Consider the following 25258-nt stretch of genomic DNA (forward strand, 5'->3'; position numbering starts at 1 on the left):
GAAAAAATCCGGGAAATGTCGGATCAATCAGCGGTCAACGCCAGCGAACTCTGTCGCATGGGGCCAAACAGTTGCTCCAGCCCGGCAGTCTCCTCCAGCCGTCGGAACTGGGACTGCGGACTGCATAGATACTTGGTCATGCAGGGAGTCCGACAGTTGCGCATCAAGGCGGGCACCTTCTGGGCAAACTCCAGCACCCAGTCTCCGGCCTCACAGCCAATATGGCCATGACCGTCCGGCAGACAGAAATCTCTGTCAGGGGCACGAAAAGTCAGGCGAGCGATCTTTCCGGCAAAAGCACTGCTCCCGGTGAGAACCACGAAATCGCCAGATTTGAATTCAGCCATGCCGCCCTCCCCTCGTTGCTGCTGCCAATGGCTTTATTGGACACTGGTTCTGCTGCATCACTATTACAGGTATGCCCCTGGTCTTAGAGGGTCAAAGGCCTACACCCTCAATCAAAGCGCAGATTGCCCGCCAGTTGCTGGCCCACAGCCAGCTCTGCTACGGCATCCGCAACGTCCGGCAAACCCAGCACTATGGCATTCATACCAAAAGTAATAGCACCATCCACACGCGGATCTTGGCGATAAATGGAGATTGAATCACCCACTGCCGCGCCGGGTATGGCAGTGTCGGGATCTATATCGGGAATCGGGCAGCGCGTACAGGGCTTGCAGGGCAGCAGGCTCAGACCGGGCAACTGGGGCAGCTCCAGCTGTTCCACTCGATCTTCGTCATGGGCCTCGATATCGGCAATCACGATATTCGGACGAAAGCGCCGCGCATCGACAGCTGCCTCACCGGCCTGCGTCAGTCGCTGATTGAGCTCGTCCACGGCCGACTGACTGAGCAGCAGCAAAGGGTAGCCGTCGGCAAAATGCACAGGAGCATCGCTATCGCCCACCCAGCGTTCGCTGGCCCGACGCGGTTGCGAACTATCAAAGCGCACCAGATGGCAGTCCTCCGCCAGAGCCCGACTCAGCCAGCAGCGTGCAGGTGCGGCCCATTCACCGAGGTCCCAGGCATCGACCGTATCCTTCCAGACCCGCGCACGGCATTTGCCGCCCTGTACCAGCAAAGGAATCTGCAAGCTGTCCATACCCGGAAAATGCAGCAGCAAGTATTCATCCGTAATCTCGGGCCGGATCAGCGCCATGCGCGGATGACTGCGCTGGGTCAAGAAATCGCCATTGGCATCGACCACCATCCAGTGCCTGTCCCATTGCAGGCCATGGCGCGAGAGCTCGGCCTTCGGCACGGCAATACCGGCGCAGGATTTGACGGGGTAGATCCACAGTTCGGCAATCCGGCCCTGCACGTCATAGGCGGTGTCGGTCATCACATCTCCTTCGATTACGGATTCTTCATCATTTTGCCGCCAATCCCTTGCCCGACATCCGCAGGCCGCTATCAACAACATAGTTGCCCGCAACGGGTGGTCAACGGGCCTGAGGTTTCCTCTATGAGCGCAGGCCCTGTCCGCGCCTCCTACAATGCCGGACATGGCGCAAACCTTTGATGTATGTATTCGTGGAGCCGGCATTGCGGGCCGGACCTTGGCTCTTTTGCTGGCGCGTGAGCGTCTGCGTGTCGCGCTGGTGGTGCCGCCGCAGGCCAGGTCACAGCACAAGGATGTGCGTGCCTATGCGCTCAATGCCAGTTCCAGGGCCGTGCTGCAGTCGCTGCGCTGCTGGCCTGACGACGAGGACGCCACACCCGTGCTCGGCATGCAGGTGTTTGGCGATCTCGACGGCCAGGTTCAGTTCAATGCAGCGTCCCAGGACGTGCAGGCCCTGGCCTGGATCGTCGACGTGCCTGCTCTGGAACAGCGCCTGGCCGAGGCCGTGCGATATCAGCCCCAGGTGGAGATCGTCGCGGAACCCGTAGAGGCAGCCCTCACCTCCGTCTGCGAAGGCCGCCACAGCAGCTCACGCAGCGAATTCGGCGTGGAGTTCTCCGTCACGCCCTATTCCCAACACGCAATTGCCACACGCCTGCGCTGCGAGCTGCCCCATGGCGGCATTGCACGCCAGTGGTTCACGCCCGAAGGGATTCTGGCCTTTCTGCCTTTGGGCGGACCCGACGGTCAGGAAGTGGCCGTTGTCTGGTCGCTGGAGCAATCGCTGGTGCCTGACTGGCTGGAAAGCGACGAAGAAAGCTTTACCACCCGCCTGCAGTCCATCAGCCAGGATGCGCTGGGCCAGCTGGAGCTGGTGGCCGAGCGCGCCACCTGGCCGCTGCAGCAGGCAGTGGCCGACCGCTGGTGCGGACCGCTGGACAGGAACAGCCAACAAAGCTGGGTGCTGGCAGGTGACGCCGCCCACAACGTCCACCCGCTGGCCGGCCAGGGTCTGAACCTGGGCCTGGGCGATGTGCAGACTCTGGCACGCATCCTTCAGGAGCGCGACTACTGGCGCAGCCCCGCCGATCTGAAGCTGCTGCGCCAGTACGAGCGTGAGCGCAAGGCATCTCTGGCCCCCATGGGCCTGGCCATGGACGGGCTGCAGCAGCTGTTTGCCCGCCCCGAAGTGCCGGTGCAGATGCTGCGCAACTGGGGCATGAAGGGTTTCGAGCGCAGCGGCCTGCTCAAGTCCTGGATGGCCAAGCAGGCCATGGGTCTGCTCTGAGAAGACGGCTCAGGGAACCCTTGACTCAGTCCGTACTCCAAGCATCAGCCCTGCCGTCCATGCATAGTGGATGGCAGCCGAACTCATTCTTTCCACGCTGCAGCGCACTGCAGCGCACGACATCTTCCATGAAACTTGCTGCCTGCCTGCTGGCCACCGCCAGCCTGACCTTCGGCCTGAGCGTGCACGCCCAGGACGCCAACCTCAAGAAGACGCTGACCGAGCGCATTCCCCAGCTCGAAAAAATCGACGAGGTGCGCTCCACCCCCATGAGCGGCCTGTACGAGGTCCGCGTGGGCACGGACATTTTCTACACCGATGCCAAGGGCAACTATCTGATTCAGGGCGAGCTGATCGACACCAAGGCGCGCCGCAACCTGACCGAAGATCGCATGACCCAGCTCACGGCCGTGGACTTCAAGCAGTTGCCCATCAAGGACGCCATCACCATCGTGCATGGCAAGGGCGAGCGCAAGATGGCCGTGTTTGAAGACCCGAACTGCGGCTACTGCAAGCGCTTTGAGAAAGACCTGCAGAGCGTGGACAACGTCACCATCTACCTCTTCCTCTACCCCATCCTGAGCCCGGACTCGGCCGAAAAGTCGCGCAATATCTGGTGCGCCAAGGATCAGGCCAAGGCCTGGCAGGATCAGATGCTGAACAGCAAGAATGCCGCTGCCGCCCAGTGTGACCCTGCCGCCATCCAGCGCAATCTGGCTTTCGGCCGCAAGTACAAGATCACCGGCACCCCCACCGTGATCTTCTCCAACAATGTTCGTGTGCCCGGCGCCATCTCGGCTGCCGAGGTCGAAAAGCACCTGGCCGCCGCCAAGTAATCTCTGTCTCATTGCCGGAGCAGCGCACACCTGATGCAGTTTCAGGCGCGCTGCGCTAGGTTCGCATGCTCCGGCCCGCATTTCTGGAGCTGCCATGACCTCTGTTCTCAACGCATCCGGCATTCGCCCCGACATCCGCTTCGCCGTGCAGGCCAGCGCGGTGGACGCCCATCTTTTCGATGTGCAGCTGCATATCGCCCGGCCTGCGGCGCAGCAGCTGCTGTCGCTTCCGGTGTGGATTCCTGGCAGCTATCTGGTGCGCGAGTTTTCCAAGAATCTGCAGGGCTTGAAGGCCACGCAGAACGGTGAGCCCGTGACCGTGCAACAGCTCAGCAAGAATCAATGGGAAATTGCCTGCAACGCAGGATCAGCATGCGTTATCAGCTATCAGATTTGCGCCTATGACACTTCGGTGCGCACGGCCTGGCTGGATCGCCGGCGTGGTTTCTTCAACGGCACCAGCCTGTGCCTGCGCGTGCATGGTCAGGAGGACCGCCCCCATGCGCTGGAGCTGCTCGGCAGCCCCGCCACGCAGGACTGGCAGGTGGCCACCGGCCTCACGCCCGCGCAAGTCGATGCCAACGGCTTCGGCCTCTACACGGCTGCCCATTACGACGAGCTGGTGGACTGCCCCGTGGAGATGGGGCGCTTCTGGCGTGGCAGCTTTGTAGCCGGAGGCGTGCTCCACGAATTCGTGGTGGCCGGTGCCGCGCCCAGCTTTGATGGCGAGCGCCTGCTCGCCGATACGCAAAAGATCTGCGAGGCCGAGATCGCCTTCTGGCATGCCGACGGCAGCCAGCCGCCCATGGATCGCTATGTCTTCATGCTCAATGTGGTCGATGACAACTATGGCGGCCTCGAGCACCGCAACAGCACGGCACTGATCTGCGGCCGCCGCGATCTGCCGCGCAAGGCAGAGGCCAAGGCCGGCGAGGGCTACAACACCCTGCTGGGCCTGATCAGCCACGAGTACTTCCACACCTGGAACGTCAAGCGCCTGCGCCCGGCCGAACTGGCCCGCTACGACTACGAGCAGGAGAACTACACCGAGCTGTTGTGGTTCTTTGAAGGCTTTACCAGCTACTACGACGATCTGTTCCTGCGCCGCGCCGGATTGCTGGACAACAGCCAGTACCTCAAGCTCGTCACGCGCACCATCAACCAGGTGCTGCAGACGCCGGGCCGTCTGGTGCAGTCCGTGGCTGAGTCCAGCTTCGACGCCTGGGTCAAGTACTACCGCCAGGACGAGAACACTGCCAATCACACGGTCAGCTACTACACCAAGGGCTCGCTGGTTGCGCTGTGCCTGGATCTGGCCCTGCGCGCCAACGGTACGGGCAGCCTGGACGATGTGATGCGCAGCCTGTGGCGCTGCAGTGAAGGCGGCCCCATCAGCGAAGCCGATGTGCTGGCCGTGGTCAGCAAAGTGGGCAACCCCGAGATTGCCGGACAGCTGCAAACCTGGGTGCATTCCACCGAGGACCTGCCGCTGCGCGAGCTGCTGGCCCGGCATGGCATCAATAGCAAGGCCGAGCCCGCACAGCTGGCGCAGAAACTGGGTCTGCGTGTCCAGGAAAACCATAGCGTGCAGATCAAGACCGTGCTGCGCGGCGGCGCTGCCGAGCAGGCAGGCATGATGGCTGGAGACGAATGGCTGGCCGTCGAGGCCTATGGTCAGCGCTGGCGCATCAGCAAACTGGACGATGTGCAGCTGTACGCGGCCGGCTCCAATCAGCTCACGGCCTGGGTAGCACGCGACCAGCAGATTCTGCAGCTGACGCTGAACACGGGCGGCCTGCTCGCCAAAGCCGCCAGCGAGGATGCAGATAGCGCCAGCCCCATCAGCAATCTGGGGCTCGAAATCAGCGACAAGGCCGCCGCAGAGCGCTGGCTGGCGGGCATTGCGGCCTGAGCCCGGCCCCGAAGTGGCGCTGCTGTGCGACAGCCGGCAGCCAGACTCAGCGGTTATTCTTGGCAGCAGCCATTCATTCTTTAGCAGGAGACAAACTTGGCCTACGAAACCATCGAAGTCCGCGTGGAAGCGGAAAAAGTCGGCGTCATCACGCTGAACCGTCCCAAGCAGCTCAACGCCCTGAACGACCAGCTCATGGACGAACTCGGTGATGCGCTCAGGAAGTTCGATGCCGACAAAAGCATTGGCTGCATGATCATCACCGGCAGCGAACGTGCCTTTGCCGCTGGTGCCGACATCGGTGCCATGGCCAAGTACAGCTTTGCCGACGCCTATGGCGGCGACTACATCACGCGCAACTGGGAAACCATTCGCAGCATCCGCAAGCCCGTGATTGCCGCCGTCAGCGGCTTTGCCCTGGGCGGCGGCTGCGAGCTGGCGATGATGTGCGACTTCATCATCGCTGCCGATAACGCCAAGTTCGGCCAGCCCGAGATCAAGCTGGGCGTGATCCCTGGTGCCGGCGGCACGCAGCGCCTGCCTCGCGCCGTGGGCAAATCCAAGGCCATGGACATGGCTCTGACCGCCCGCATGATGGATGCCAGCGAGGCCGAGCGCGCCGGTCTGGTCAGCCGCGTCGTGCCTTTTGACAAGCTCATGGAAGAGGCGCTGGGCGCCGCCATCATCATCAGCGGCTTCTCTCAGCTGGCCGTGATGGCTGCCAAGGAGTCCGTGAACCGTGCGTTCGAAAGCGGCCTCTCCGATGGCGTGATGTTCGAGCGCCGCCTGTTCCATGCCCTGTTTGCCACCCAGGACCAGAAGGAAGGCATGGACGCGTTTGTGAACAAGCGCCCCGCCAACTTCACCCATCAGTAGGCACCAGATTTTTCGCAAGAAATTTCAGCAAACCGCTTGAAGCAGCTATTTTTTGCATATAATCGCTGTCTTCGGTCGTATAGCTCAGTTGGTTAGAGCGCAGCATTCATAATGCTGATGTCGCAGGTTCGAGTCCCGCTACGACCACCAGACAGGAAACCGCAGTGTTTGCAAAAGCACTGCGGTTTTTTCTTTGTCGCAACGCTCGCTGCAGTCTGCGCACAAAAATTCCCAACTTGGCTGCCAAGGCCATTTCTTCCTATACAATTGCGGGCTGTCGGTCGTATAGCTCAGTTGGTTAGAGCGCAGCATTCATAATGCTGATGTCGCAGGTTCGAGTCCCGCTACGACCACCAAATCCATGCCCCAGTTGCTCACGCAACTGGGGCTTTTCGCTTTTTACAGAGGCGACATTGCGCCGCACTGCCCTTTCTGCCCCGCAGAAATCAACGCAGTCCGCGCCGCCATGCTCCAGCCGCTCAAACCTCCCCTTCAAGGACTTTTTCGTGCCCGTTGCACCTCAAGGATGCTGCACGCACGCTGCGTGCCCGCGCGCTGGTCTTGCGCCCAGCGAGGACCTGCTTTTTTCTGCAAAAGCCGGCCTGCAGGCACCCAAAGTCCGTCTTCGCTCAAGGACTCTCCCGTGACCACACAAACCACAGGCGCCGTGGCAGGCATAGCCGCGCCCGCCGCTCCAACAGAAGTCAACGGATACAGCTGGAAAGCACTCATGGGCTCGGCCGTCGGCTACGCCATGGACGGCTTTGACCTGCTGATTCTTGGCTTCATGCTCTCGGCCATCTCCAAGGACCTGAACCTCACGCCCGGCCAGGCCGGCTCTCTCGTGACCTGGACCTTGATCGGCGCCGTCTTCGGCGGCATCGTCTTCGGCATGCTCAGCGACAAATACGGCCGCATCCGCGTGCTGACCTGGACGATCGTGCTGTTTGCCGTCTTTACCGGTCTATGCGCATTTGCACAAGGCTACTGGGACTTGCTGATCTACCGCACCATCGCCGGTATCGGCCTGGGGGGAGAGTTCGGCATCGGCATGGCACTGGCCGCCGAGGCCTGGCCCGCACGCCATCGCGCACGCGTCTCGTCCTATGTGGCCCTGGGCTGGCAGCTCGGCGTGCTGGGCGCAGCCATGCTGACCCCGCTGCTGCTGCCCTCCATCGGCTGGCGCGGCATGTTTCTGGTCGGCGTGATTCCTGCTGTCGTGGCCTGGGTCATCCGCAACAAGCTGCATGAGCCCGAAGTGTTCGTGGCACGCAGCAAGAAAGAGCAGCCCTCGGCCATGCAATGCCTGAAGCTGCTGATGAAGGACAAGGCCACGCGCAAGATCAGCCTGGGCGTGATCGTGCTGACCTCGGTGCAGAACTTCGGCTACTACGGCATCATGATCTGGATGCCCAGCTTTCTGTCCAAGCAGATGGGCTTCAGCCTGACCAAGTCGTCGGTGTGGACGGCCGTCACCATCGTCGGCATGTCGCTGGGTATCTGGGTCTTCGGCCAGTTGGCCGACCGCATCGGCCGCAAGCCCACTTTCCTGATCTTCCAGGTCGGCTCCGTGATCTCGGTGCTGGCCTATTCCCAGCTCACCGATGCCACGGCCATGCTGTGGGTGGGAGCCATCATGGGTCTGTGCGTCAATGGCATGATGGGCGGCTATGGCGCCGTCATCAGCGAAGCCTATCCCACCGAGGCCCGCGCCACGGCTCAGAACGTGCTGTTCAACATCGGTCGCGCCGTCGGCGGCCTGGGCCCGGTCGTCATCGGTGCGCTGGCCATGGCCTACTCCTTCCAGGTGGCCATTGCCCTGCTGGCCGCCATCTATGTGCTGGACATGCTGGCCACGGTCTTTCTGATTCCCGAACTCAAGGGCAAGGAGCTTCATTAAAGATAGCTGCCATTGCAGATCCATCAAGCGCCAGAGCCTTAAAGCCTGGCGCTTTTTTATTGCCGCCGGGGCCCCTCACGTGGGAGCCCGGCGCAGGGTCAGCGGCCACACGAAGTGGACATGTGTGGGGCTGAGCACCTTATCTGCGCTGCCCGAACACTTCGCTGACCAATTCCCGCAGCCACTGGTTCGCGGGCTCCTGCGCAAAGCGCCAGCTCCAGTGCAGAGAGACATCGAAAGCACTCTCTGGCAGATCGGCCTGCAGCACCACATATCCGCCCTGTGCTTCAAAGGTCTCGGCAATCTCGGCGGGCATGATGACGGCCAGATCCGTCTGATGCACGATGGAAGGCACGGCCATGAAGTGGGCCGCCGACAGCCGCACCTGATCCTGCAAATCGAGTTTGCGCAGAATGCGCAGCGTCTCGGAATGCGAGCGCACCGCCACATAGTCGAGCCCGCGCAAATGTTCAGCACTCAGCCTCTCGGTCTTCAAATCCTTGAGCACCGGATGCCCCTGACGCAGCAGCAGGGCGTAGTGATCGGACAGCAGCACCTTCTGCTGCGTGCCCGTCACACCAGGCAGAAAGCCGATGGCGATATCCAGCGAACCGCGATCCAGTGCATCGGCAATCTCGCCCATGGGCATGGGCAGGGTTTCCAGCTGCACATGGGGCGCCCGGCCTCTCAAGGCCTGCATCAGTGGTGGCAAGAAGCGCGCCTCGCCGATGTCGCTGAGGTGAATGCGAAAGCACTGATTCGCCTGCAAGGGATCAAAACTGTGTGCCTCTGCCAAAGCCACCTCCAGCGTTGCCAGTGCAGTTCTTACCGCCTGAGCCAGCCGCTCGGCACGCGGCGTGGGGCGCACTCCCCCATGCATGCGTTCAAACAGCGGATCGCCCAGCAAATGGCGCAGCCGCGTCACCGCCTGACTGGCTGCGGGCTGGGAAAGACCCAGCTCCTGCGAAGCGCGGCTGACGCTGCCGTGGCGGAACACCGCATCGAAAACACGCAACAGATTGAGATCCAGACCTGATATATCCATTAAACGAATATCTCTTAGATGAATTATTCAATTGCTGGAAATTATCTCCAAAGGCAGGATTGATGCCAACAGTGCCAAGGCCCAGTGCCAGCCCGATCCAAGGAGAATTTTTTGCCCGCCAACACCGCCCCCAATGCCCAGACCGCCGAAGTCTTCACCGTACGCCATGCCGTCATCAACATGCTGCGCGAGCTGGGCATGACACGCATCTTCGGCAACCCGGGCTCCACCGAGCTGCCCCTGTTTCGCGACTATCCCGAGGACTTCTCATACATCCTCGGCCTGCAGGAGACCGTGGTCGTGGGCATGGCAGACGGCTATGCCCAGGCCACGCGCAACGCCAGCTTCGTGAACCTGCACTCGGCCGCCGGCGTGGGCCACGCCATGGCCAATATCTTCACGGCCTTCAAGAACCGCACGCCCATGGTCATCACGGCCGGCCAGCAGACGCGCTCGCTGCTGCAGTTCGACCCCTTCCTGCACTCCAACCAGGCCGCCGAGCTGCCCAAGCCCTATGTGAAGTGGAGCTGCGAGCCCGCACGCGCCGAGGACGTGCCCCAGGCCCTGGCGCGCGCCTACTACATCGCCATGCAGGAGCCGCGCGGCCCGGTCTTCGTCTCCATTCCCGCCGATGACTGGGATGTGCCCTGCGAGCCCATCACACTGCGCAAAGTCGGCTTCGAAACCCGACCCGACCCGCGCCTGCTGGACAGCATAGGCCAGGCGCTGGAGGGGGCGCGCGCACCGGCCTTCGTGGTCGGAGCGGCCGTGGACCGCAGCCAGGCCTTCGAAGCCGTCCAGGCCCTGGCCGAACGCCACCAGGCGCGCGTCTATGTGGCGCCCATGAGCGGGCGCTGCGGCTTCCCCGAGGACCATGCGCTGTTCGGCGGCTTCCTGCCGGCCATGCGCGAGCGCATCGTGGACAGGCTCTCGGGCCATGACGTGGTCTTCGTCATCGGCGCACCAGCCTTCACCTACCACGTCGAAGGCCACGGCCCCTTCATCGCCGAAGGCACGCAGCTGTTCCAGCTCATCGAGGACCCTGCCATCGCCGCCTGGGCCCCCGTGGGCGACGCGGCCGTGGGCAATATCCGCATGGGCGTGCAGGAACTGCTGGCCCGCCCCCTGGCACGTCCGCGCCCTGCGCTCCAGCCCCGGCCTGCCATACCCGCCCCGGCGGCACCTGAGCCGGGCAAGCTGATGAGCGATGCCTTCCTCATGCACACACTGGCCCAGGTGCGATCGCGTGACAGCATCATCGTCGAGGAGGCACCTGGCTCGCGCTCCATCATCCAGGCCCACCTGCCCATCTACGCTGCCGAGACCTTCTTCACCATGTGCAGCGGCGGACTGGGCCACAGCCTGCCTGCTTCCGTAGGCATCGCGCTGGCCAAGCCCGACAAGAAGGTCATAGGCGTCATCGGCGACGGCTCGGCCATGTACGCCATCCAGGCACTGTGGAGCGCAGCCCATCTGGGGCTGCCGGTCACCTACATCATTGTCAAGAACCGCCGCTACGCTGCCCTGCAGGATTTCTCCAGGGTGTTCGGCTACCGTGAGGGCGAGAAGGTCGAGGGAACGGACCTGCCCGACATCGACTTCGTGGCCCTGGCCAAGGGCCAGGGCTGCGACGGCGTGCGCGTCACCGAAGCAGCGCAGCTGCCCCAGGTTCTGCGGGACGCCCTGCGCAGCCCGCGCGCCACGCTGGTCGAGGTCGAGGTCGCCTGACCCGGCATCGCACCCTCGGAGACAAGACATGCACAACACACAAGAGCCGCAAGCGGCCACCGTCGGCATCCTGGGAGCGGGGGCCATGGGCACCCTGTTCGGCACGCGGCTGGCCCGGGCCGGCATCCCCGTCACGCTGGTGGATGTCAACGCGCAGCTGCTCCAGACCATACGTGAGCACGGCGTGCACTGCGAGACCGACCAGGGCCCGCTGCACGCCGACGTTCAGGCCCTGCAGGCCCATGAGCTGACGCAGCCGCCCAAGCGCTGGCTGATCTTCACCAAGGCCGCCCACACCCAGGCCGCGCTGCAAAGCATTGCCCATCTGATAGGGCCTGGGACCCTGCTGCTCAGCCTGCAAAACGGCATAGGACATATCGAGACCCTGCATGGATTTGCCGATGCCCGGCAGATCGCCGTGGGCGTGACGACATGGCCGGCACGGTTGCTGGCTCCAGGAAAAGTGAGTTCGCTGGGCAGCGGCAAGATTCGCTTCATGCCGCGCACCGGACAGGTGGACGCCGGCTTCCAGGACTTCGGCGACGACCTCAACCGCGCCGGACTGCATTGCGAGATCGATCCCGAGGTCGAGACCGCCATCTGGGAAAAGCTGGCCTTCAATGCTGCCTTCAACGGTCTGTGCGGCATCACGCGCCAGCCCGTGGACGGACTGGCCAGCCCTCTGGGCCGCAGCCTGATCCGCGAAGTCCTGGACGAGGTCGTTGCCGTGGCTGCGGCCAACGGTATCGCTGTGGACGCCCACCGTATCCAGGCCACGGTGGAGGACGCCCTGAACCACCATATGGGACACCAGCCATCGCTGCTGCAGGACCTGCTGGCGGGGCGCCCCACCGAAACCGACTCCATCCACGGCGCGGTGGTGCGCGCGGGCGAGCGGCATGGCATCGCCACGCCCATGACACGTACCCTGCACCGGCTCATCAGCATGACGCAGCAGCGCACGCCATAGAACCAGGACTCGGCGAAGACGCATCAAAGGCTCGGGAAAAACAGCAAAAACAAAGAGAAAGACAGCAGGGACCGGGCCCACGGATTCAACAACAAGGAGACAACATGCGCAGAACCTTTCTCAAAGCCGGCGCTGCTTGCGGTGTACAGCTCATGCTGGGTAGGGCCCACGCCCAGCAGGCGTCCGGCAGGCCCATGGAATGGGTGGTCGGCTTTGCCGCAGGCGGCGGCTCGGATGCTGTGGCTCGGGGTGTAGCCGAGGCCTGGGCCAAGCCTATCCATCGCAACATCGTGGTGATCAACAAGCCGGGCGCCGGCACCAACATCGCCGCAGAATATGCGGCGCGCTCACGCGACTATGGCAACCTGGTCTTCACCGCCGACTTCGCAACCCTGGCCGCCAACCCGCATCTGTTCCCCAAGCTGGCCTACAACGCCGAGCAGGACTTCGTCCCCATCAGCCTGCTGGCACGCTTTCCGCTGCTGCTGGTCGTCAACAACGAATTGCCGGTGCGCAACTTCCAGGAGTTCGCGGCCTGGGCCAAGGCCAACCCCAGCAGGCTCAGCTATGGCTCTCCCGGGCTGGGCACCCCACACCATCTGGCCACCGAACTGCTGGCCCAGAAGATGGGCGCGAAGATGACCCACGCACCCTATCGCGGCGCCGGCCCGGCCATGCTGGATGTGATCGGAGGCCAGATTCCCTTCATGCTGGTGGACAGTGCCGCAGGCCTGCCCCACATCAACGCCGGCAAGGTCCGTGCCATCGGCGTGGCCAGCGCGCAGCGGCTCAAAAGCCTGCCCCAGACGCCCACGCTCATCGAGCAGGGCGTGGCCGGCTTCGAGGCCTTCGCCTGGCAGGGCCTGGTCGCTCCCAGGGGCACGGATGACGCCACCATACAGATATGGTCCAGGACGCTGCAGGAAACCCTGAAGACGCCGGCCGTGCAGGCCCGCTTCGAGGCCCTGGCCCTGGAGCCCCTGCCCAGCACTCCCGAGCAGATGCGAGAGTTCTGGCTCTCCGAGAAGAAGCGCTGGGGAGAGGTCATCAAGACCGCAGGCATCAAGCTGGACTGATCGATATCAATGACAAACAGGAAAACACCTATGGAGACCCCTATCACTCAACGCCCCTCTGCACACAGGCCGCTGCGCGCCCTGATCGCCAAAGGCTGGGCCAGCCTGGGCATGGCGCTTTGCCTGGCACCGGCCGCCCAGTCACAGACATGGCCGGATCGTCCCATCCGCCTGATCGTGAACTTCGCTCCTGGCGGCGCGGCCGATGTGATGGGGCGCGCTATCTCGCCCACCATGAGCCAGGTGCTGGGCCAGTCCGTGGTGGTGGACAACAAGCCCGGAGCCAACGGCAATATCGGTATCAGCGAAACCGTGCGCTCTGCCAAGGACGGCTATACGCTGCTGCTGAGCAGCGGCGGCGGCATCAGCATCAATCCGCTGATCTACAGCAAGCTGCCGTTCAACCCTGAAAAGGACTTGATCCCTGTGGCGGCCGTGGCACGCGTGCATGTGTTTCTGGAAACCAACCCCAGTCTTCCCGTGAGCAATGTGCAGGACTTCATCAAGCACCTGCAGGCCAATCCTGGCAAGCTGTCCTACGGCTCGCCAGGCCCGGGCAGCTCGCCTCATCTGGCCGGTGAAATGTTCAAGCGCGCAGCCAAGGTCGATGCCAGCCATATTCCCTACAAGGGAGCCGGTCCTGCCCTGACCGATGTGCTCAGCGGTCAATTGCAATACTGGTTCGATCCGGGCCCGGGCCTCAAGCAGGTCGAGGCCGGCAAGCTCAAGCTGCTGGCCATAGGCAGCCCGCACCGATCGCCTCTGTACCCCAAGGTACCCACGCTGGCCGAAAGCGGCCTGCCGGGCTTCGATGCCGACACACTGTTCGGCGTCTACGCGCCGGCCGGCACGCCCGCCCCCGTGGTGGATGCCGTGCGCGCCAGCGTGATCAAGGCACTGGAGCAAAAGAGCGTGGTCGATGTGATCCAGGGTCTGGGCGCCACGCCCGAGCCGCGCATGAGCCGCCAGGACTTCGTGGACCACCATGCCAAGGAACGCGCCCGCTTCGCACCGCTGATCAAGGAAATCGGCTTGAAAGTGGACTAGGAAATATCAGTTCAACGTGGGAGTCCGGTTGCCCGAAAACTCCCTTTGACCGCCGGTCTGAAAGGATCGGCGGTCTTTTTTCGGTTTACGCAGACAAGAATGCTCAACAGGCCTGCCTGCCGACAAAACACCAAGCCAGATCCGAATTTGCGCAAATCGTGTTTCAGTGAGAGGCCACCGCCACGACTACCGCAGACTCGGCCACCTCCAGCCAGACATTGTCATTGGCCACCAGCCCGCTCATGGCCGGCGCAAAGCCCACGATCTGAGCACCCCAGCTCAAACGACAGATGGCTTCGTCGCAAGCCAGGCTCTCTTCCGTCACCGTGGCCGCGCCATAGGTCGCGCGCTGCACCACGGCAGGCCAGATATTGATGGGCTGCGCGGCCCCCGCAGGCCGCTCCTGCCCCAGCCAGACCTTGACGGCCGTGGCCTTGCACAGCGCCAGCACCTGCACACCGGGTGCCAGACCCAGCAGCTCATAGCTTTCGGGCGTGATGCGCGCGGCAATCGTCCAGTCCGAGCCTGCATCGCTTGCAGCACGCAGCCAGACACGGATCTGCCCGCCTATGGACTCGACCTTGAGCACACTGCAAGGCCACTGATTGCGCATGCTGGTCATCAGGCCCAGATTGGGTTGCCCGCCACCTGGCGTGCCGGCCTGCATGCGCTGCAGCAACTCGCTGCGCAAGTGCATCATGGCCTCGGCCGCATGCAGCAACTCCTCGCCCGCCGGCGTGATCTGTGCGCCGCCGCCCCCGGCGCCGCCCACACTGCGCTCGACCAGCGGCACGCCAGCCAGATTGGTCAGGGTATCGATGGCCTGCCAGGCCGCCTTGTAGCTCACGCCCACGTCACGTGCTGCCTGAGAGATGGAGCCGCTTTGCGCAATCCCGCGCAGGATGGCAATGCGACGGTCGGCCATGTCATAGCCCAGCGCCTGGGAAACCGAGTCGGACGACAGCGCGCCACCCGGCACAGCCTCGTCGCCGGCCATATCCAATTGTTCTTGTTCGAAATTTTCTGTGTCTGACATAGACCGCCATCATGCCCTGACAGCCAATTTCCCCGCTCGACCTCAGTTGTTCATTCACGCTACACTCGCTATTCCATTAATGAATAGCGAAATTTCAATGACTCAGATCACTGCCCGCTCCACCGGTTTTTCCTTTCAACTGGCTCGCTCTGCGGCCGTGATCGGCACAGTCGTGCTGGGCCTGTGGTCTGCGCAGGCGCAGGCCGCTGAAGTGGCGGTCGCCGTGGCAGCCAACTTCACCGCGCCCATGAAGAAGATTGCGGCCGAGTTCGAGAAGGATACCGGCCACAAGGCCGAGCTGTCGTTTGGCGCCACCGGCAAGTTCTACGCCCAGATCAACAATGGCGCGCCCTTCGGCATTCTGCTGGCCGCCGATGACACCACACCCGAGAAGCTGGCCAAGGAAGGCAAGGGCGTGACCGATTCGCGCTTTACCTATGCCATCGGTACGCTGGTGCTGTGGAGCCCCAAGGCCGGCTATGTGGACGACAAGGGCGATGTGCTCAAGAGCGGCGACTACAAGCATATCGCGATCGCCAACCCCAAGCTTGCTCCTTACGGAACAGCTGCCATGGAAGTGCTGAACAAGCTCGGCCTGAGCGCACAGGTGCAGCCCAAGGTGGTGATGGGCGAGAACATCGCCCAGACCTACCAGTTCGCTGCCACCGGCAATGCGCAGCTGGGTTTTGTGGCGCTGTCCCAGGTCATGGAGAACGGCAAGATCCGCGAGGGTTCGGCCTGGCAGGTGCCCGGCAATATGCATGAACCCATCCGCCAGGACGCCATTGTGCTCAACAGCGCCAAGGACAACGAAGCCGCTGCGGCTCTGATGAAGTACCTGCGCAGCCCCAAGGCACATGACATCATCCGCTCCTATGGCTATAGCTTCTGACGCTTGACCGGCAAGTCCTGGCGCTCAAACCAGTCCGCTCTACCCTTGGCGCTGCTCGGCTAAGCTGGGCGCTCCAAGGGTCTTTTTTTACGACTTGCGCAAATTCGGATCGGACAGGGTGCTTTGCCGATAGAAATGTCCGTTGTGCATGCTTGTTTGCGCAAGTCCTGTTTTTGATTCCATGCAACTGAATGCCGAAGACTACGCAGCCATCTGGCTCACGCTCAAGCTCGCGGGCGTGACTACCGTGCTGCTCATGCTGCTGTGCACGCCGCTGGCCTGGTGGCTGGCCCATACCCGTTCGCGCTGGCGCGGCCCGATCGGTGCCGTGGTGGCACTGCCGCTGGTGCTGCCGCCCACCGTCATCGGCTTTTATCTGCTGGTCACCATGGGCCCCAATGGCCCCATCGGCAAGCTCACGCAGGCCATGGGTCTGGGCAATCTGCCGTTCACCTTTGCCGGTCTGGTGGTGGGCTCGCTGATCTACTCGATGCCGTTTACCGTGCAGCCGCTGCAGCGTGCCTTCGAGGCGCTGGGCTCGCGCCCCATGGAGGCTGCGGCCAGCCTCGGCGCCAGTCCGCTGGACCGCTTTCTGACCGTGGCCCTGCCGCTGGCGCGCCCCGGCTTCATCACCGCTGCCGTGCTGACCTTTGCCCACACCGTGGGCGAATTCGGCGTGGTGCTGATGCTGGGCGGCAATATCCCCGGCGTGACACGCGTGGTCTCGGTACAGATTTACGACCATGTGGAAGCCATGGAGTACGGCCACGCCCATATGCTGGCGGCCGGCATGGTGGTGTTCTCCTTCATCGTGCTGCTGGCTTTGAACTGGCTGCAACCCAAAGCGGAGCGCCGCGCATGACAGCCACCAGTTTCATCACCGCGCAGCTCAGGCTGAGCCGGCCCGACTTTGCACTCGATGTGGATCTGCAGCTACCCGGCCAGGGGGTCACGGCCCTGTTCGGGCCTTCGGGCTGCGGCAAGACCAGCTGTCTGCGCAGCCTCGCCGGGCTTGAGCGGGCGCAAGGTCGCGTCACCGTCAACCAGACCGTATGGCAGGACGACGCCAGCCGGCAATGGCTTCCCACGCACCAGCGCGCACTCGGCTATGTGTTCCAGGAGGCCAGCCTGTTTGCGCATCTGTCGGTGCAGCGCAATATCGATTACGGTCTCAGGCGCACGCCGCAGGAACGCCGCAAGGTCTCCAAGGAGCGGGCCGTTGAGCTGCTGGGCATCGCCCATCTGATGGATCGCATGCCCGCCACGCTGTCGGGCGGCGAACGCCAGCGCGTGGCGATTGCAAGAGCGCTGGCCACCAGCCCCGAAGTGCTGCTCATGGACGAGCCCCTGGCCGCGCTCGACGCCCAGCGCAAGGCCGAAGTCCTGCCCTATCTGGAGCAGCTGCAGCGGCATCTGCGGATTCCCGTGATCTATGTCAGCCACTCCATGGACGAGGTTGCGCGCCTGGCCCAGCATATGGTGTTGCTTGGTGCGGGCAAGGTGCTGGCGCAGGGCTCCGTCCCCGAGTTGCTATCCAGCCTCGATCTGCCGCTGGCCCATGGCGACGTGGCCTCCAGCGTGGTCCATGCCACGGTGCATGACCATGATGCTACCGACCATCTGAGCACGCTGATCTTTGACGGAGGCCGGCTCCAGCTCGTCATGGCCCGTCCGCGCGAATTGGGCAGCCAGGTACCGCTGCGCGTGCAGGCGCGCGATGTCAGCCTGAGTCTGCTCAGGCCCGAGGGCAGCAGCATTCTCAACATCCTGCCGGTGCAGGTGCTGGGCCTGCGCGAGGATGGGCCGGGGCAGGTCATGGTTTCGCTGCAGGCGGGCGACACCCGGCTGCTGGCCAGAATCACCCAGCACTCGGCCAAGGCCTTGCAGCTGAAGACCGGCATGCCGGTGTATGCACAGATCAAGGGAATGGCGCTGCTGGACTGAGCGCAGCGCATCCGCCCCTTGCCGGCAAGGAATGCGCCTGCTGACTATCATCAGCCCATGACCGAGTCCGCCTGCCCCATCCCTGCCCAGCCGATAGCACCGCTGCACACCCATGCCGTGAGCTTCTTCCACGCCGGGCAGCAGGAGCGGCAGGAGCGCGTGCTGGCGGCCGAGGTGCCGATCGCGCTGGTCTTCAACGGCATCTCGCATGCGGTGATGATGGGTTCGCCCACCGATGTGGAAGACTTTGCCCTCGGCTTTGCGCTGACCGAGGGCATTCTGGACAGCGTTGCCGATTGCTACGGCATCGAAGCCCGCCCCGTGTCTGCCGCGGCAGCCGGCCTGCCCGAAGGCATGGACGGCATGGAAGTGCAGCTCGACATCGCCTCGCGCTGCTTTGCGCGGCTCAAGGACAAACGCCGCAGCATGACGGGCCGCACGGGTTGTGGCGTCTGTGGAGTCGAGAGCTTTGCGGCGCTGGACCTGTCGTTTGACGCCCTGCCGCCCCAGGACTGGCTGGAGCGGGTCGACGCAGCCACCGTGCTCAAGGCGATTGACGCCCTGCCGCCACACCAGATTCTGAATGCCGAGGCCGGCGCCATCCATGCCGCAGGCTGGGCCACGCTGGCGGGCGACATCACGGACGTGCTCGAGGACGTGGGCCGCCACAATGCGCTGGACAAGCTGGTCGGCCGGCTGGCGCGCACGGGCCGCCTCGGCGAACCCGGCTTTGTACTGCTGTCCAGCCGCGGCAGCCATGAACTGGTGCGCAAATGCGCCAAGGTCGGCATCGCGGCGCTGGCCACGATTTCCGCGCCCACCTCCATGGGCGTGCGCATGGCGGAGCTGACGGGCCTGCGCTTCTGGGGGCTGTGCCGCCCGCCCCGGGCGGTTCTCTATGCCGCCGGCGGCAAAGCCTGAGCAAGCCCTGCTGCCAAGCGCCAGCCTCTAGAATCACGGCATTGCGGCCATGACTCCAGCTCTGACCGCCCCACGATCAGCCCCTGGATATACACCATGAACCGCTGCACCACCACCCGCTTCAGCCGTCGCCTTTGGGGCTGCGCCCTGCTGGCTGCCGCCGCCAGCGCCAGCCTGCCGACCCTGGCCCAGGGCCTGGCATCGGACGACACACGCAACTTTCCGCCCACGGCGCAGTTCGGCGAGCTGACGGTCACCAATTTCCCCGAAGTGGCCATCAACGGCACGGCCATTCGCACGACGCCGGGCTTTCGCCTGTTCAGCCGCGAACGCAGCCTGGTCTTTGCCAGCAACTATGCAGGCCAGAAGCTGCTGGTGGGCTATGTGATCGAGCCGCAGACCCAGGGCCTGCACACGGCCTGGATCCTGACCCCTGCCGAAATCGAGAAATACAAGCCGATCCAGCCGCGCACCCTGCTGCAGCGCGTTTTCGGCAGCTGAGTCCGGCCAACGCCGGCCGCTATTGATTTCAAAGCTGCTTGCGCCTTTTCTGCAAGCATTTCGAATCATTTACCTGTTCAAACCCAGTGATGGCGAGCGCCAGCCGCTATGACTTCGCGCTTGCAGACTCTGCAAGCCCCGCACCCGACAACACCTGACAAGAGCGCCCTCATGAGCAAGAAAGTCTTTATCAAAACCTTTGGCTGCCAGATGAACGAGTACGACTCGGACAAGATGGCCGATGTACTGGGCGCGGCCCAGGGTTACGAGCCCACGCAGAACGTGGACGAGGCCGATCTGATCCTGTTCAACACCTGCTCGGTGCGTGAGAAGGCACAGGAAAAAGTATTCAGCGATCTGGGCCGCATCCGCCACCTCAAGGAAAAAGGCGTGCTGATCGGCGTGGGCGGCTGCGTGGCCAGCCAGGAGGGTGCCGAGATCATCAAGCGCGCTCCGTTTGTGGATGTGGTCTTCGGTCCCCAGACCCTGCACCGCCTGCCCGAGCTGCTCAATCAGCGTGCGGCCAAGGCCAAGCCCCAGGTCGATATCTCCTTCCCCGAAATCGAGAAGTTCGACCACCTGCCACCGGCACGCGTGGAAGGCGCTTCGGCCTTCGTCTCCATCATGGAGGGCTGCTCCAAATATTGCAGCTACTGCGTCGTGCCCTATACGCGCGGCGAGGAAGTCAGCCGCCCGTTCGAGGACGTGCTGGTGGAAGTTGCGGGCCTGGCCGAGCAGGGAGTGAAGGAAATCACGCTGCTGGGCCAGAACGTCAACGCCTACCTGGGCAAGATGGGCGACAGCAGCGAGATGGCCGACTTCGCGCTGCTGCTGGAATATGTGGCCGAGATTCCCGGCATCGAGCGCATCCGCTACACCACCAGCCATCCCAACGAGTTCACACCGCGCCTGATCGAGGCCTACGCCAAGATTCCGCAGCTGGTCAGCCACCTGCACCTGCCCGTGCAACATGGCAGCGACAAGATCCTCATGGCCATGAAGCGCGGCTACACGGCCATGGAATACAAGAGCACCATCCGCAAGCTGCGCGCCATCCGCCCCGATCTGGCCATGAGCAGCGACTTCATCGTGGGCTTCCCCGGCGAGACCGAGGAAGACTTCCAGAAGATGATGAAGCTCATCCACGACGTGCGCTTCGACAACTCGTTCAGCTTCATCTTCAGCCCCCGCCCCGGCACGCCTGCGGCCAATCTGCACGACGACACGCCCCACGAAGTCAAGCTGCGCCGCCTGCAGGAGCTGCAAGCCGTGATCAACACCAACATCAAGGAGATCAGCGAAGAGCGTGTCGGCACGGTGCAACGCCTGCTGGTCGAAGGCGTGAGCAAGCGCGACGGCAGCGAGCTGATGGGTCGCACCTATTGCAACCGCGTGGTCAACTTCCCCGGCAACGAGCGCTTGATCGGCCAGATGGTGGATGTGAAGATTACCGAAGCCAAGGCTTACACCTTGCGCGGCGAAGTACTGGTCAAGGATTGACAGCCCGACAGTCCCTGGCCTCATCCACCAAAAGCCTGCCTGCAATGCCAAGGCAGGCTTTTTTCATGACTGGTTATAAATTCTGTAACAAATGGTGATGCCTTGCCGGATGGCACACGCCTCTTCAATCCGCCGCTAGGATGGTGGTCTATTGGGGCCAAGCTGCCTCGGATTGAACTCTGGACACCATGAACCAAACTGCCGCACTGCAGGGCGATTCCATCTACGCCCTGCTGGACCAAGCCCATGAGCTACTGAACGACTACAACGACGACAAGCCCGGCAGCATCAGCCGTCAGGACCGCATCGCCGCGGCGGTGGAATTGATGGGGCAGCAGAACTTTGCCCCCGCCACCGTGCAGGAGCTCGAGCGCATTCACGACTTCTGGCTCTACCTCGATCAGCCCGAAGCGGCCAACAAGCTGCTGCAGCAGCATCGCGACACCGCCCTTGCCGCTGCCGACGAACTGAGTCCCGCAGAAGCTGCGCTGCGCCTGAGCCTCAGCGACATCCAGAGCCGCATGGGCTTTGACCAGTCCTCCGCGCAAGCCCTGCTGGGTGCAGCGGCACAGGCCATTGCCCGGCTGCCCGAGGATGTGGACAGCGACAACTACTGGCATGGCTGGCACTGGATGGCCTCTCAGCTCCAGGCCTGGGAAGCTGCGGCCACAGGCCTTGAGCTGCAACGCGCACAGGAGCGTCGCAACCCCGATCTGGCCGAAGATGCGGCCTATCTCGATGCCATCCTCTGCGTTCGCAAGGCGGAAATGGCCCAGAAAAGCGGCCACGCCAGCGAGGCCGCCAGCCTGGTGCAGAACGCCATCAATCTCCTGCGCGATGCCGCGCCCGACCAGCAGGTGGACTTTGACCGCTGGATGACGCTGGCCGACCATGTGCTGCCGCTGGCCCCGCAAAGCCTGCCAGCCCTGCTCATGGCCTGTGAGCAACAGCTCGCCCGTCTGGAGAACCCGCCACCATCGCAGGCCGTCAAGGCGCATCGCCAGGTCAAGATCGTGCGGCTGCAGGCCCAGGCCTGCGCTCAGGCCGGTCAGCTGGAGGCGGCGCTGCAGCTGGCCCCTCAGGGACACTTCGGACTGACGGATGACTCGGGCGATCCCTTCACCGCCTCCTGGCTGGGCTGGCTGGAGCAGACCGGGCGCCTGAAGCAAGCCGCCGATCTGGCGCTTCAGAGCGTGCTCCACGCTCGTCCCGTCTCGGCCGTAGCCGCCTTCGAGCTGGCCAAGAGACAGTTCAGCAACGACCCGGAAAACGCCATCACCTGGGCCCTGGTTCTGGCCATTGGCCAGACCGACGAGGACATGCGCCAGCTGCTCGCGCAGGAAGAGAGGCCCCTGCACCCGGCGGATTTCTATCTGAACATGGTGCGCGCAGCCCAGCCGGCGCATCCGGTGCTGGCCTTGCTCGACGGCCTGCGTCTGGCACGCAAGCGCCAGATGGAGCAGGCTCTGCCGCTGCTGGAAATTGGCGTGGGCCAGCACCCCGAGATGGCCGACAGCGACAAGCTGCCCGCGCTCTGGGCTGCCCGCTTTGCCGCGTTGCCGCTGGAAGAAGCGCTGGCTCGGCCTTTTCCTCAGGGCCATGGCGCGCACTGGTGCTACGCCGCCGGCGTGGTCCTTGACGATGCAGACGATCTGGCACCGCTGATGGGTGGCAAGAAGAAAGTGCCTGCGCAGGAGGTGCGCGAGCCTCTGGTCGTGCGCTACTACGAGGAAGGTCTCGCCCGCTTCGAGCATTTCTGGGCGACTGGCCAGGGCCGCTTCAAGGATGGCGACCTGCATGTGTACTCCATGCTCTGCAACAACCTGGCCATCAAGTACCGCTTCATGGACCGCTACGACGAGGCCGCCGACCTGCACCACAAGGGACTGGGCAGCAGCCCGTTCGCCGAGCATCACAACGGCCTGCTGTGGTGCGCCGTGGGCAAGGACGACGATGCGCAGACCGTGGTCGAGGCCGAGCGCCTGTGGCATTTCGCCCAGGAGCATGGCTACAGCCGCCATGAGCCCACGCGTTATTTCTCCACCGTCGCCCTGTCGCTCTACAAGCTCAACCGCGATGACGAAATCAGCATCTGGATGGAGCGTCTGGACCAATGGTTCCACGACCTGGATGAGGACGAGCAGCGCGACGTGCGCCGCAACTACCTGGCGTCCTTGATGTCCATGCTGGACTTTTTCTCCAGCACACGCCCCGAGCTGGTGCTGCCGCGCCTGCGCATGCATCAGCAAGAAGTCATTGCGCTGCAGGACTGCTATCCGCTGCGCCGCCTGGCCTGTGCGCTGGAAGCCTACCCCGAGCTGCTGGAAGAATCCGTGGCACTGCACAAGCAGGCCAACAGCTATCTGGACAAGGATGACGACGAGGATGAGCGGCGCATGTCGCTGTCCGGCATAGAGCGCGCCGAGCGCAAGCTGGCCGAGCGCGACGCCCAGGCCGGCGCTGCAGCATCGGGTCGCAAACCATGGTGGAAATTCTGGTGAATCAGGTCGTCGAAAAAGCCGCTGCCGCCAGTGCCTACAAGGCACGCGATGTCGTCAACGCCCCGGCCATCAAGCAGCGCATCAAGGAGCGCAGCGCAGAGCGCGGCGACGCAGCCGACGTCGCGGCCTGGCTGGGCAACCATTTCTACCGCCATGTGGTGGGCAATCTGCAGGCCGACGAGCCTGCCGTGCTGCGCATTGCCGACGCCCGGCAGTTGCAGGAGCTGGCGGGTCGGCAGGAGCCGCCGGCCTGGGCGCTGGAGCGGCTGGCGCGCAGGCAGGCCGGCTTCGAGCTGCCCGACCTCTGGTGGGTGCAGCCCGACAGCGCCGCCCTGCTCGCGCTGGAGACACGGCTGGTGGAATTTCTCTCCACCCGCAAGGGCACCTCTCTCGAAGGCAAGCTGCAGCGCGTGAACTGCCCACAGGCGCTGGCGCGCTGGACGCTGGAGCATCTGGCTTTCGAGAAAAAACAGAACAGCGGCCGGGTTGAGCATAGCCAGAGTGCCGTGCGCGGGCTGCTGCGTGGCCAGCACGGTACCTTTGTGGAGTTTGACGGCACAAGTGCGCAGATGCGCCAGGAAATGGCCTATGAAAGCCAGATGATGGGCCACTGCGTGGGCCAGTTTGCCAACCGCAAGTCCTTCAGCGGCGGCTATGGAGAACATTACGCCGAGGGACTCGAATCGGGGCGCATGCGGCTGTTCAGCTACCGCACGGGCACGGCCCAGCCCCGCATCACCGTCAATGCCTATGTGCAAAAGGACGGCAAGCTTCAGATCGAGCAGATCAAGGGCAAGCAGAACCGACCGCCGATTGCACGCTATATGCCCGATGTGGTGACTCTGCTCAACCATCTGCCGCTCAACGACGAAGTCCCCGAAGACGCTCTGTCCATGGGCATTGTGCGCCGCCCACCCGAGCTGCTGCAGGCCCGCCCCGAGCTGGCGCCCTGGTGCTCGGTGCAGGAGCTGCAGACCGACGACGAGCAACTGTGGCTGATGCAGCAGCACCCTGCCCTGCTGCCTCGGCTCAATCTGCAGTCACCACTGATGCAGTGGATGGTGGCGGCACGCAAGGATTCGCTGGACAGCGAAGTCATTGAACGCATGCCCAAATCCGCCGCACTGAAACAGAGCTTGCTGATGGCCAGAAAGCGCCCCGGTCGACCAGGAGTTCGCACATGAGCGGATGGACGATCTTTGTGCTCATCGTGGCCCTGATCTACTGGGTGCTGCGCGGCGGCTTCAAGCGCCTCAAGGAGGCCAAGCAACGCGGCGACATCATCAGCTACCAGGCGGGCAGTCCGGAGCGCAACTGGGCCCTGGCCCTGGCCCACCCCATGGCCTACCACGCCATGCAAGGTGGCTTTGCCAGCGATCTGCATGGCGCTGACGAAGCGCTGGCCAGGCAGCTGCGCCCCATGATCCTGCACCATCTTGGCCTGCGCACCGACCTCAGCGACGAACAGGTGCGCCAGCAACTGCCCGATGCACTTCGCCAGCGCTGGTTCATGCTGGATCTGCAGCGCCTGCAGCGCAGCGACGACGTGCGCGCCGCGATGGCGTTTGCCTGCGCGCGCGTGACCTTTTTTGTGCGCAGCGCCAGGCTGCTGGAATGGACGGACGAAGCCCTGCATTGGGATATCCTTCAGCTCAACGCCCAACGCGCCCAGCAATGCTTCGACAGCTGGCTTGCTTTCGGCCAGGCCTATGCACAGGGCCGCGCTCAATGGCTGGCACAAGGTCGCAGCGATGTGCTGGGCAAGGCCTTCACGTCCGAAGAAGTGGCGCAATGGGTGACGCAGGAGCAGCACCCCTGGCATGCGATGAGCTGGAATCTGCCGCTGACCGGCGATGAGGCAAAGCCCGCCTCCGAGCCTGCGGCACAAGTGTGAGACACCCGCAGAAACCGAGGGACTGCCAGGCAGTCCCTTTTTTACATCC

Annotated in this window: 22 protein-coding genes and 2 tRNA genes; 20 read left to right on the plus strand and 4 right to left on the minus strand. The window is 63.6% G+C overall.

The window, feature by feature from the left end; translation table 11 throughout:
- Window positions 1-23: 23 nt before the first annotated feature.
- Window positions 24-347: a hypothetical protein gene (locus NOX35_RS22715; protein WP_182284522.1), complete on the minus strand. Its 324-nt coding sequence runs from the start codon at window positions 345-347 to the stop codon at window positions 24-26.
- Between the two features lie 107 nt (window positions 348-454).
- A complete protein-coding gene (locus NOX35_RS22720) occupies window positions 455-1342 on the minus strand; it encodes an MOSC domain-containing protein (protein WP_182284523.1) in 888 nt (295 codons plus the stop codon).
- 163 nt (window positions 1343-1505) lie between these two features.
- Between NOX35_RS22720 and NOX35_RS22725 the strand changes: the two genes are divergently transcribed.
- The 7 genes from NOX35_RS22725 to NOX35_RS22755 all read left to right on the plus strand — a co-directional run bounded on the left by NOX35_RS22725 (window position 1506) and on the right by NOX35_RS22755 (window position 8154).
- On the plus strand, window positions 1506-2630 hold the full coding sequence (locus NOX35_RS22725; RefSeq protein WP_182284524.1) for an FAD-dependent monooxygenase: 1125 nt from the start codon (window positions 1506-1508) through the stop codon (window positions 2628-2630).
- Window positions 2631-2758: 128 nt separating this feature from the next.
- Window positions 2759-3466 (plus strand): DsbC family protein, encoded by a 708-nt coding sequence (locus tag NOX35_RS22730; protein ID WP_182284525.1) that lies wholly within the window; start codon window positions 2759-2761, stop codon window positions 3464-3466.
- Window positions 3467-3560: 94 nt separating this feature from the next.
- The gene (locus tag NOX35_RS22735) at window positions 3561-5378 is read left to right on the plus strand and encodes a M61 family metallopeptidase (protein ID WP_256494815.1); all 1818 of its coding nucleotides are present in this window, start codon (window positions 3561-3563) and stop codon (window positions 5376-5378) included.
- 96 nt (window positions 5379-5474) lie between these two features.
- A complete protein-coding gene (locus NOX35_RS22740; protein WP_179626843.1) occupies window positions 5475-6254 on the plus strand; it encodes an enoyl-CoA hydratase in 780 nt (259 codons plus the stop codon).
- Between the two features lie 73 nt (window positions 6255-6327).
- A tRNA-Met gene (locus NOX35_RS22745) sits at window positions 6328-6404 on the plus strand.
- Window positions 6405-6533: 129 nt separating this feature from the next.
- A tRNA-Met gene (locus NOX35_RS22750) sits at window positions 6534-6610 on the plus strand.
- 374 nt (window positions 6611-6984) lie between these two features.
- Window positions 6985-8154 (plus strand): MFS transporter, encoded by a 1170-nt coding sequence (locus tag NOX35_RS22755; protein WP_182287301.1) that lies wholly within the window; start codon window positions 6985-6987, stop codon window positions 8152-8154.
- Window positions 8155-8293: 139 nt separating this feature from the next.
- Here the strand turns inward: NOX35_RS22755 and NOX35_RS22760 are convergent, their stop codons facing one another.
- Entirely contained in the window at window positions 8294-9199 is a 906-nt protein-coding gene (locus tag NOX35_RS22760) for a LysR family transcriptional regulator (protein WP_182284527.1), read from the minus strand.
- A gap of 111 nt (window positions 9200-9310) precedes the next feature.
- Here NOX35_RS22760 and mdlC point away from each other — a divergent pair, with 111 nt between their 5' ends.
- From mdlC to NOX35_RS22780, 4 genes are all read left to right on the plus strand, one after another.
- Complete coding sequence (gene mdlC / locus NOX35_RS22765; protein ID WP_256494816.1) at window positions 9311-10927, plus strand: benzoylformate decarboxylase; 1617 nt, start codon at window positions 9311-9313, stop codon at window positions 10925-10927.
- Window positions 10928-10955: 28 nt separating this feature from the next.
- Entirely contained in the window at window positions 10956-11897 is a 942-nt protein-coding gene (locus NOX35_RS22770) for a ketopantoate reductase family protein (RefSeq protein ID WP_256494817.1), read from the plus strand.
- Window positions 11898-12001: 104 nt separating this feature from the next.
- Window positions 12002-12973: a tripartite tricarboxylate transporter substrate binding protein gene (locus NOX35_RS22775; protein ID WP_256494818.1), complete on the plus strand. Its 972-nt coding sequence runs from the start codon at window positions 12002-12004 to the stop codon at window positions 12971-12973.
- A gap of 30 nt (window positions 12974-13003) precedes the next feature.
- Window positions 13004-14020, plus strand: coding sequence for a tripartite tricarboxylate transporter substrate binding protein (locus NOX35_RS22780; RefSeq protein ID WP_182284531.1), 1017 nt, complete (start codon window positions 13004-13006; stop codon window positions 14018-14020).
- Window positions 14021-14183: 163 nt separating this feature from the next.
- Here the strand turns inward: NOX35_RS22780 and NOX35_RS22785 are convergent, their stop codons facing one another.
- Window positions 14184-15056 (minus strand): TOBE domain-containing protein, encoded by an 873-nt coding sequence (locus NOX35_RS22785; RefSeq protein WP_232538036.1) that lies wholly within the window; start codon window positions 15054-15056, stop codon window positions 14184-14186.
- Between the two features lie 97 nt (window positions 15057-15153).
- Between NOX35_RS22785 and modA the strand changes: the two genes are divergently transcribed.
- The 9 genes from modA to NOX35_RS22830 all read left to right on the plus strand — a co-directional run bounded on the left by modA (window position 15154) and on the right by NOX35_RS22830 (window position 25209).
- On the plus strand, window positions 15154-15948 hold the full coding sequence (modA, locus tag NOX35_RS22790) for a molybdate ABC transporter substrate-binding protein (protein WP_003075262.1): 795 nt from the start codon (window positions 15154-15156) through the stop codon (window positions 15946-15948).
- A gap of 181 nt (window positions 15949-16129) precedes the next feature.
- Entirely contained in the window at window positions 16130-16810 is a 681-nt protein-coding gene (modB, locus tag NOX35_RS22795; protein WP_057093512.1) for a molybdate ABC transporter permease subunit, read from the plus strand.
- On the plus strand, window positions 16807-17892 hold the full coding sequence (gene modC / locus NOX35_RS22800) for a molybdenum ABC transporter ATP-binding protein (protein WP_182284534.1): 1086 nt from the start codon (window positions 16807-16809) through the stop codon (window positions 17890-17892). Before modB ends, modC begins: the two co-directional genes overlap by 4 nt.
- A 57-nt stretch (window positions 17893-17949) precedes the next feature.
- The gene (gene fdhD, locus NOX35_RS22805) at window positions 17950-18813 is read left to right on the plus strand and encodes a formate dehydrogenase accessory sulfurtransferase FdhD (protein ID WP_182284535.1); all 864 of its coding nucleotides are present in this window, start codon (window positions 17950-17952) and stop codon (window positions 18811-18813) included.
- A 96-nt stretch (window positions 18814-18909) separates the two neighbouring features.
- Window positions 18910-19314, plus strand: coding sequence for a hypothetical protein (locus NOX35_RS22810; protein ID WP_182284536.1), 405 nt, complete (start codon window positions 18910-18912; stop codon window positions 19312-19314).
- A 171-nt stretch (window positions 19315-19485) separates the two neighbouring features.
- Window positions 19486-20814, plus strand: a complete 1329-nt coding sequence (gene miaB / locus NOX35_RS22815; protein WP_003071003.1) for a tRNA (N6-isopentenyl adenosine(37)-C2)-methylthiotransferase MiaB — start codon at window positions 19486-19488, stop codon at window positions 20812-20814.
- 188 nt (window positions 20815-21002) lie between these two features.
- A complete protein-coding gene (locus NOX35_RS22820; RefSeq protein ID WP_182284537.1) occupies window positions 21003-23315 on the plus strand; it encodes a hypothetical protein in 2313 nt (770 codons plus the stop codon).
- Window positions 23297-24499, plus strand: a complete 1203-nt coding sequence (locus tag NOX35_RS22825) for a hypothetical protein (RefSeq protein WP_182284538.1) — start codon at window positions 23297-23299, stop codon at window positions 24497-24499. The genes NOX35_RS22820 and NOX35_RS22825 overlap by 19 nt, the downstream gene beginning before the upstream one ends.
- Window positions 24496-25209, plus strand: coding sequence for a DUF1266 domain-containing protein (locus NOX35_RS22830; protein ID WP_182284539.1), 714 nt, complete (start codon window positions 24496-24498; stop codon window positions 25207-25209). Before NOX35_RS22825 ends, NOX35_RS22830 begins: the two co-directional genes overlap by 4 nt.
- Window positions 25210-25258: the final 49 nt, after the last annotated feature.

This window comes from Comamonas sp. C11, from assembly GCF_024496285.1.
Classification (GTDB): Bacteria; Pseudomonadota; Gammaproteobacteria; order Burkholderiales; family Burkholderiaceae_C; genus Comamonas; species Comamonas testosteroni_F.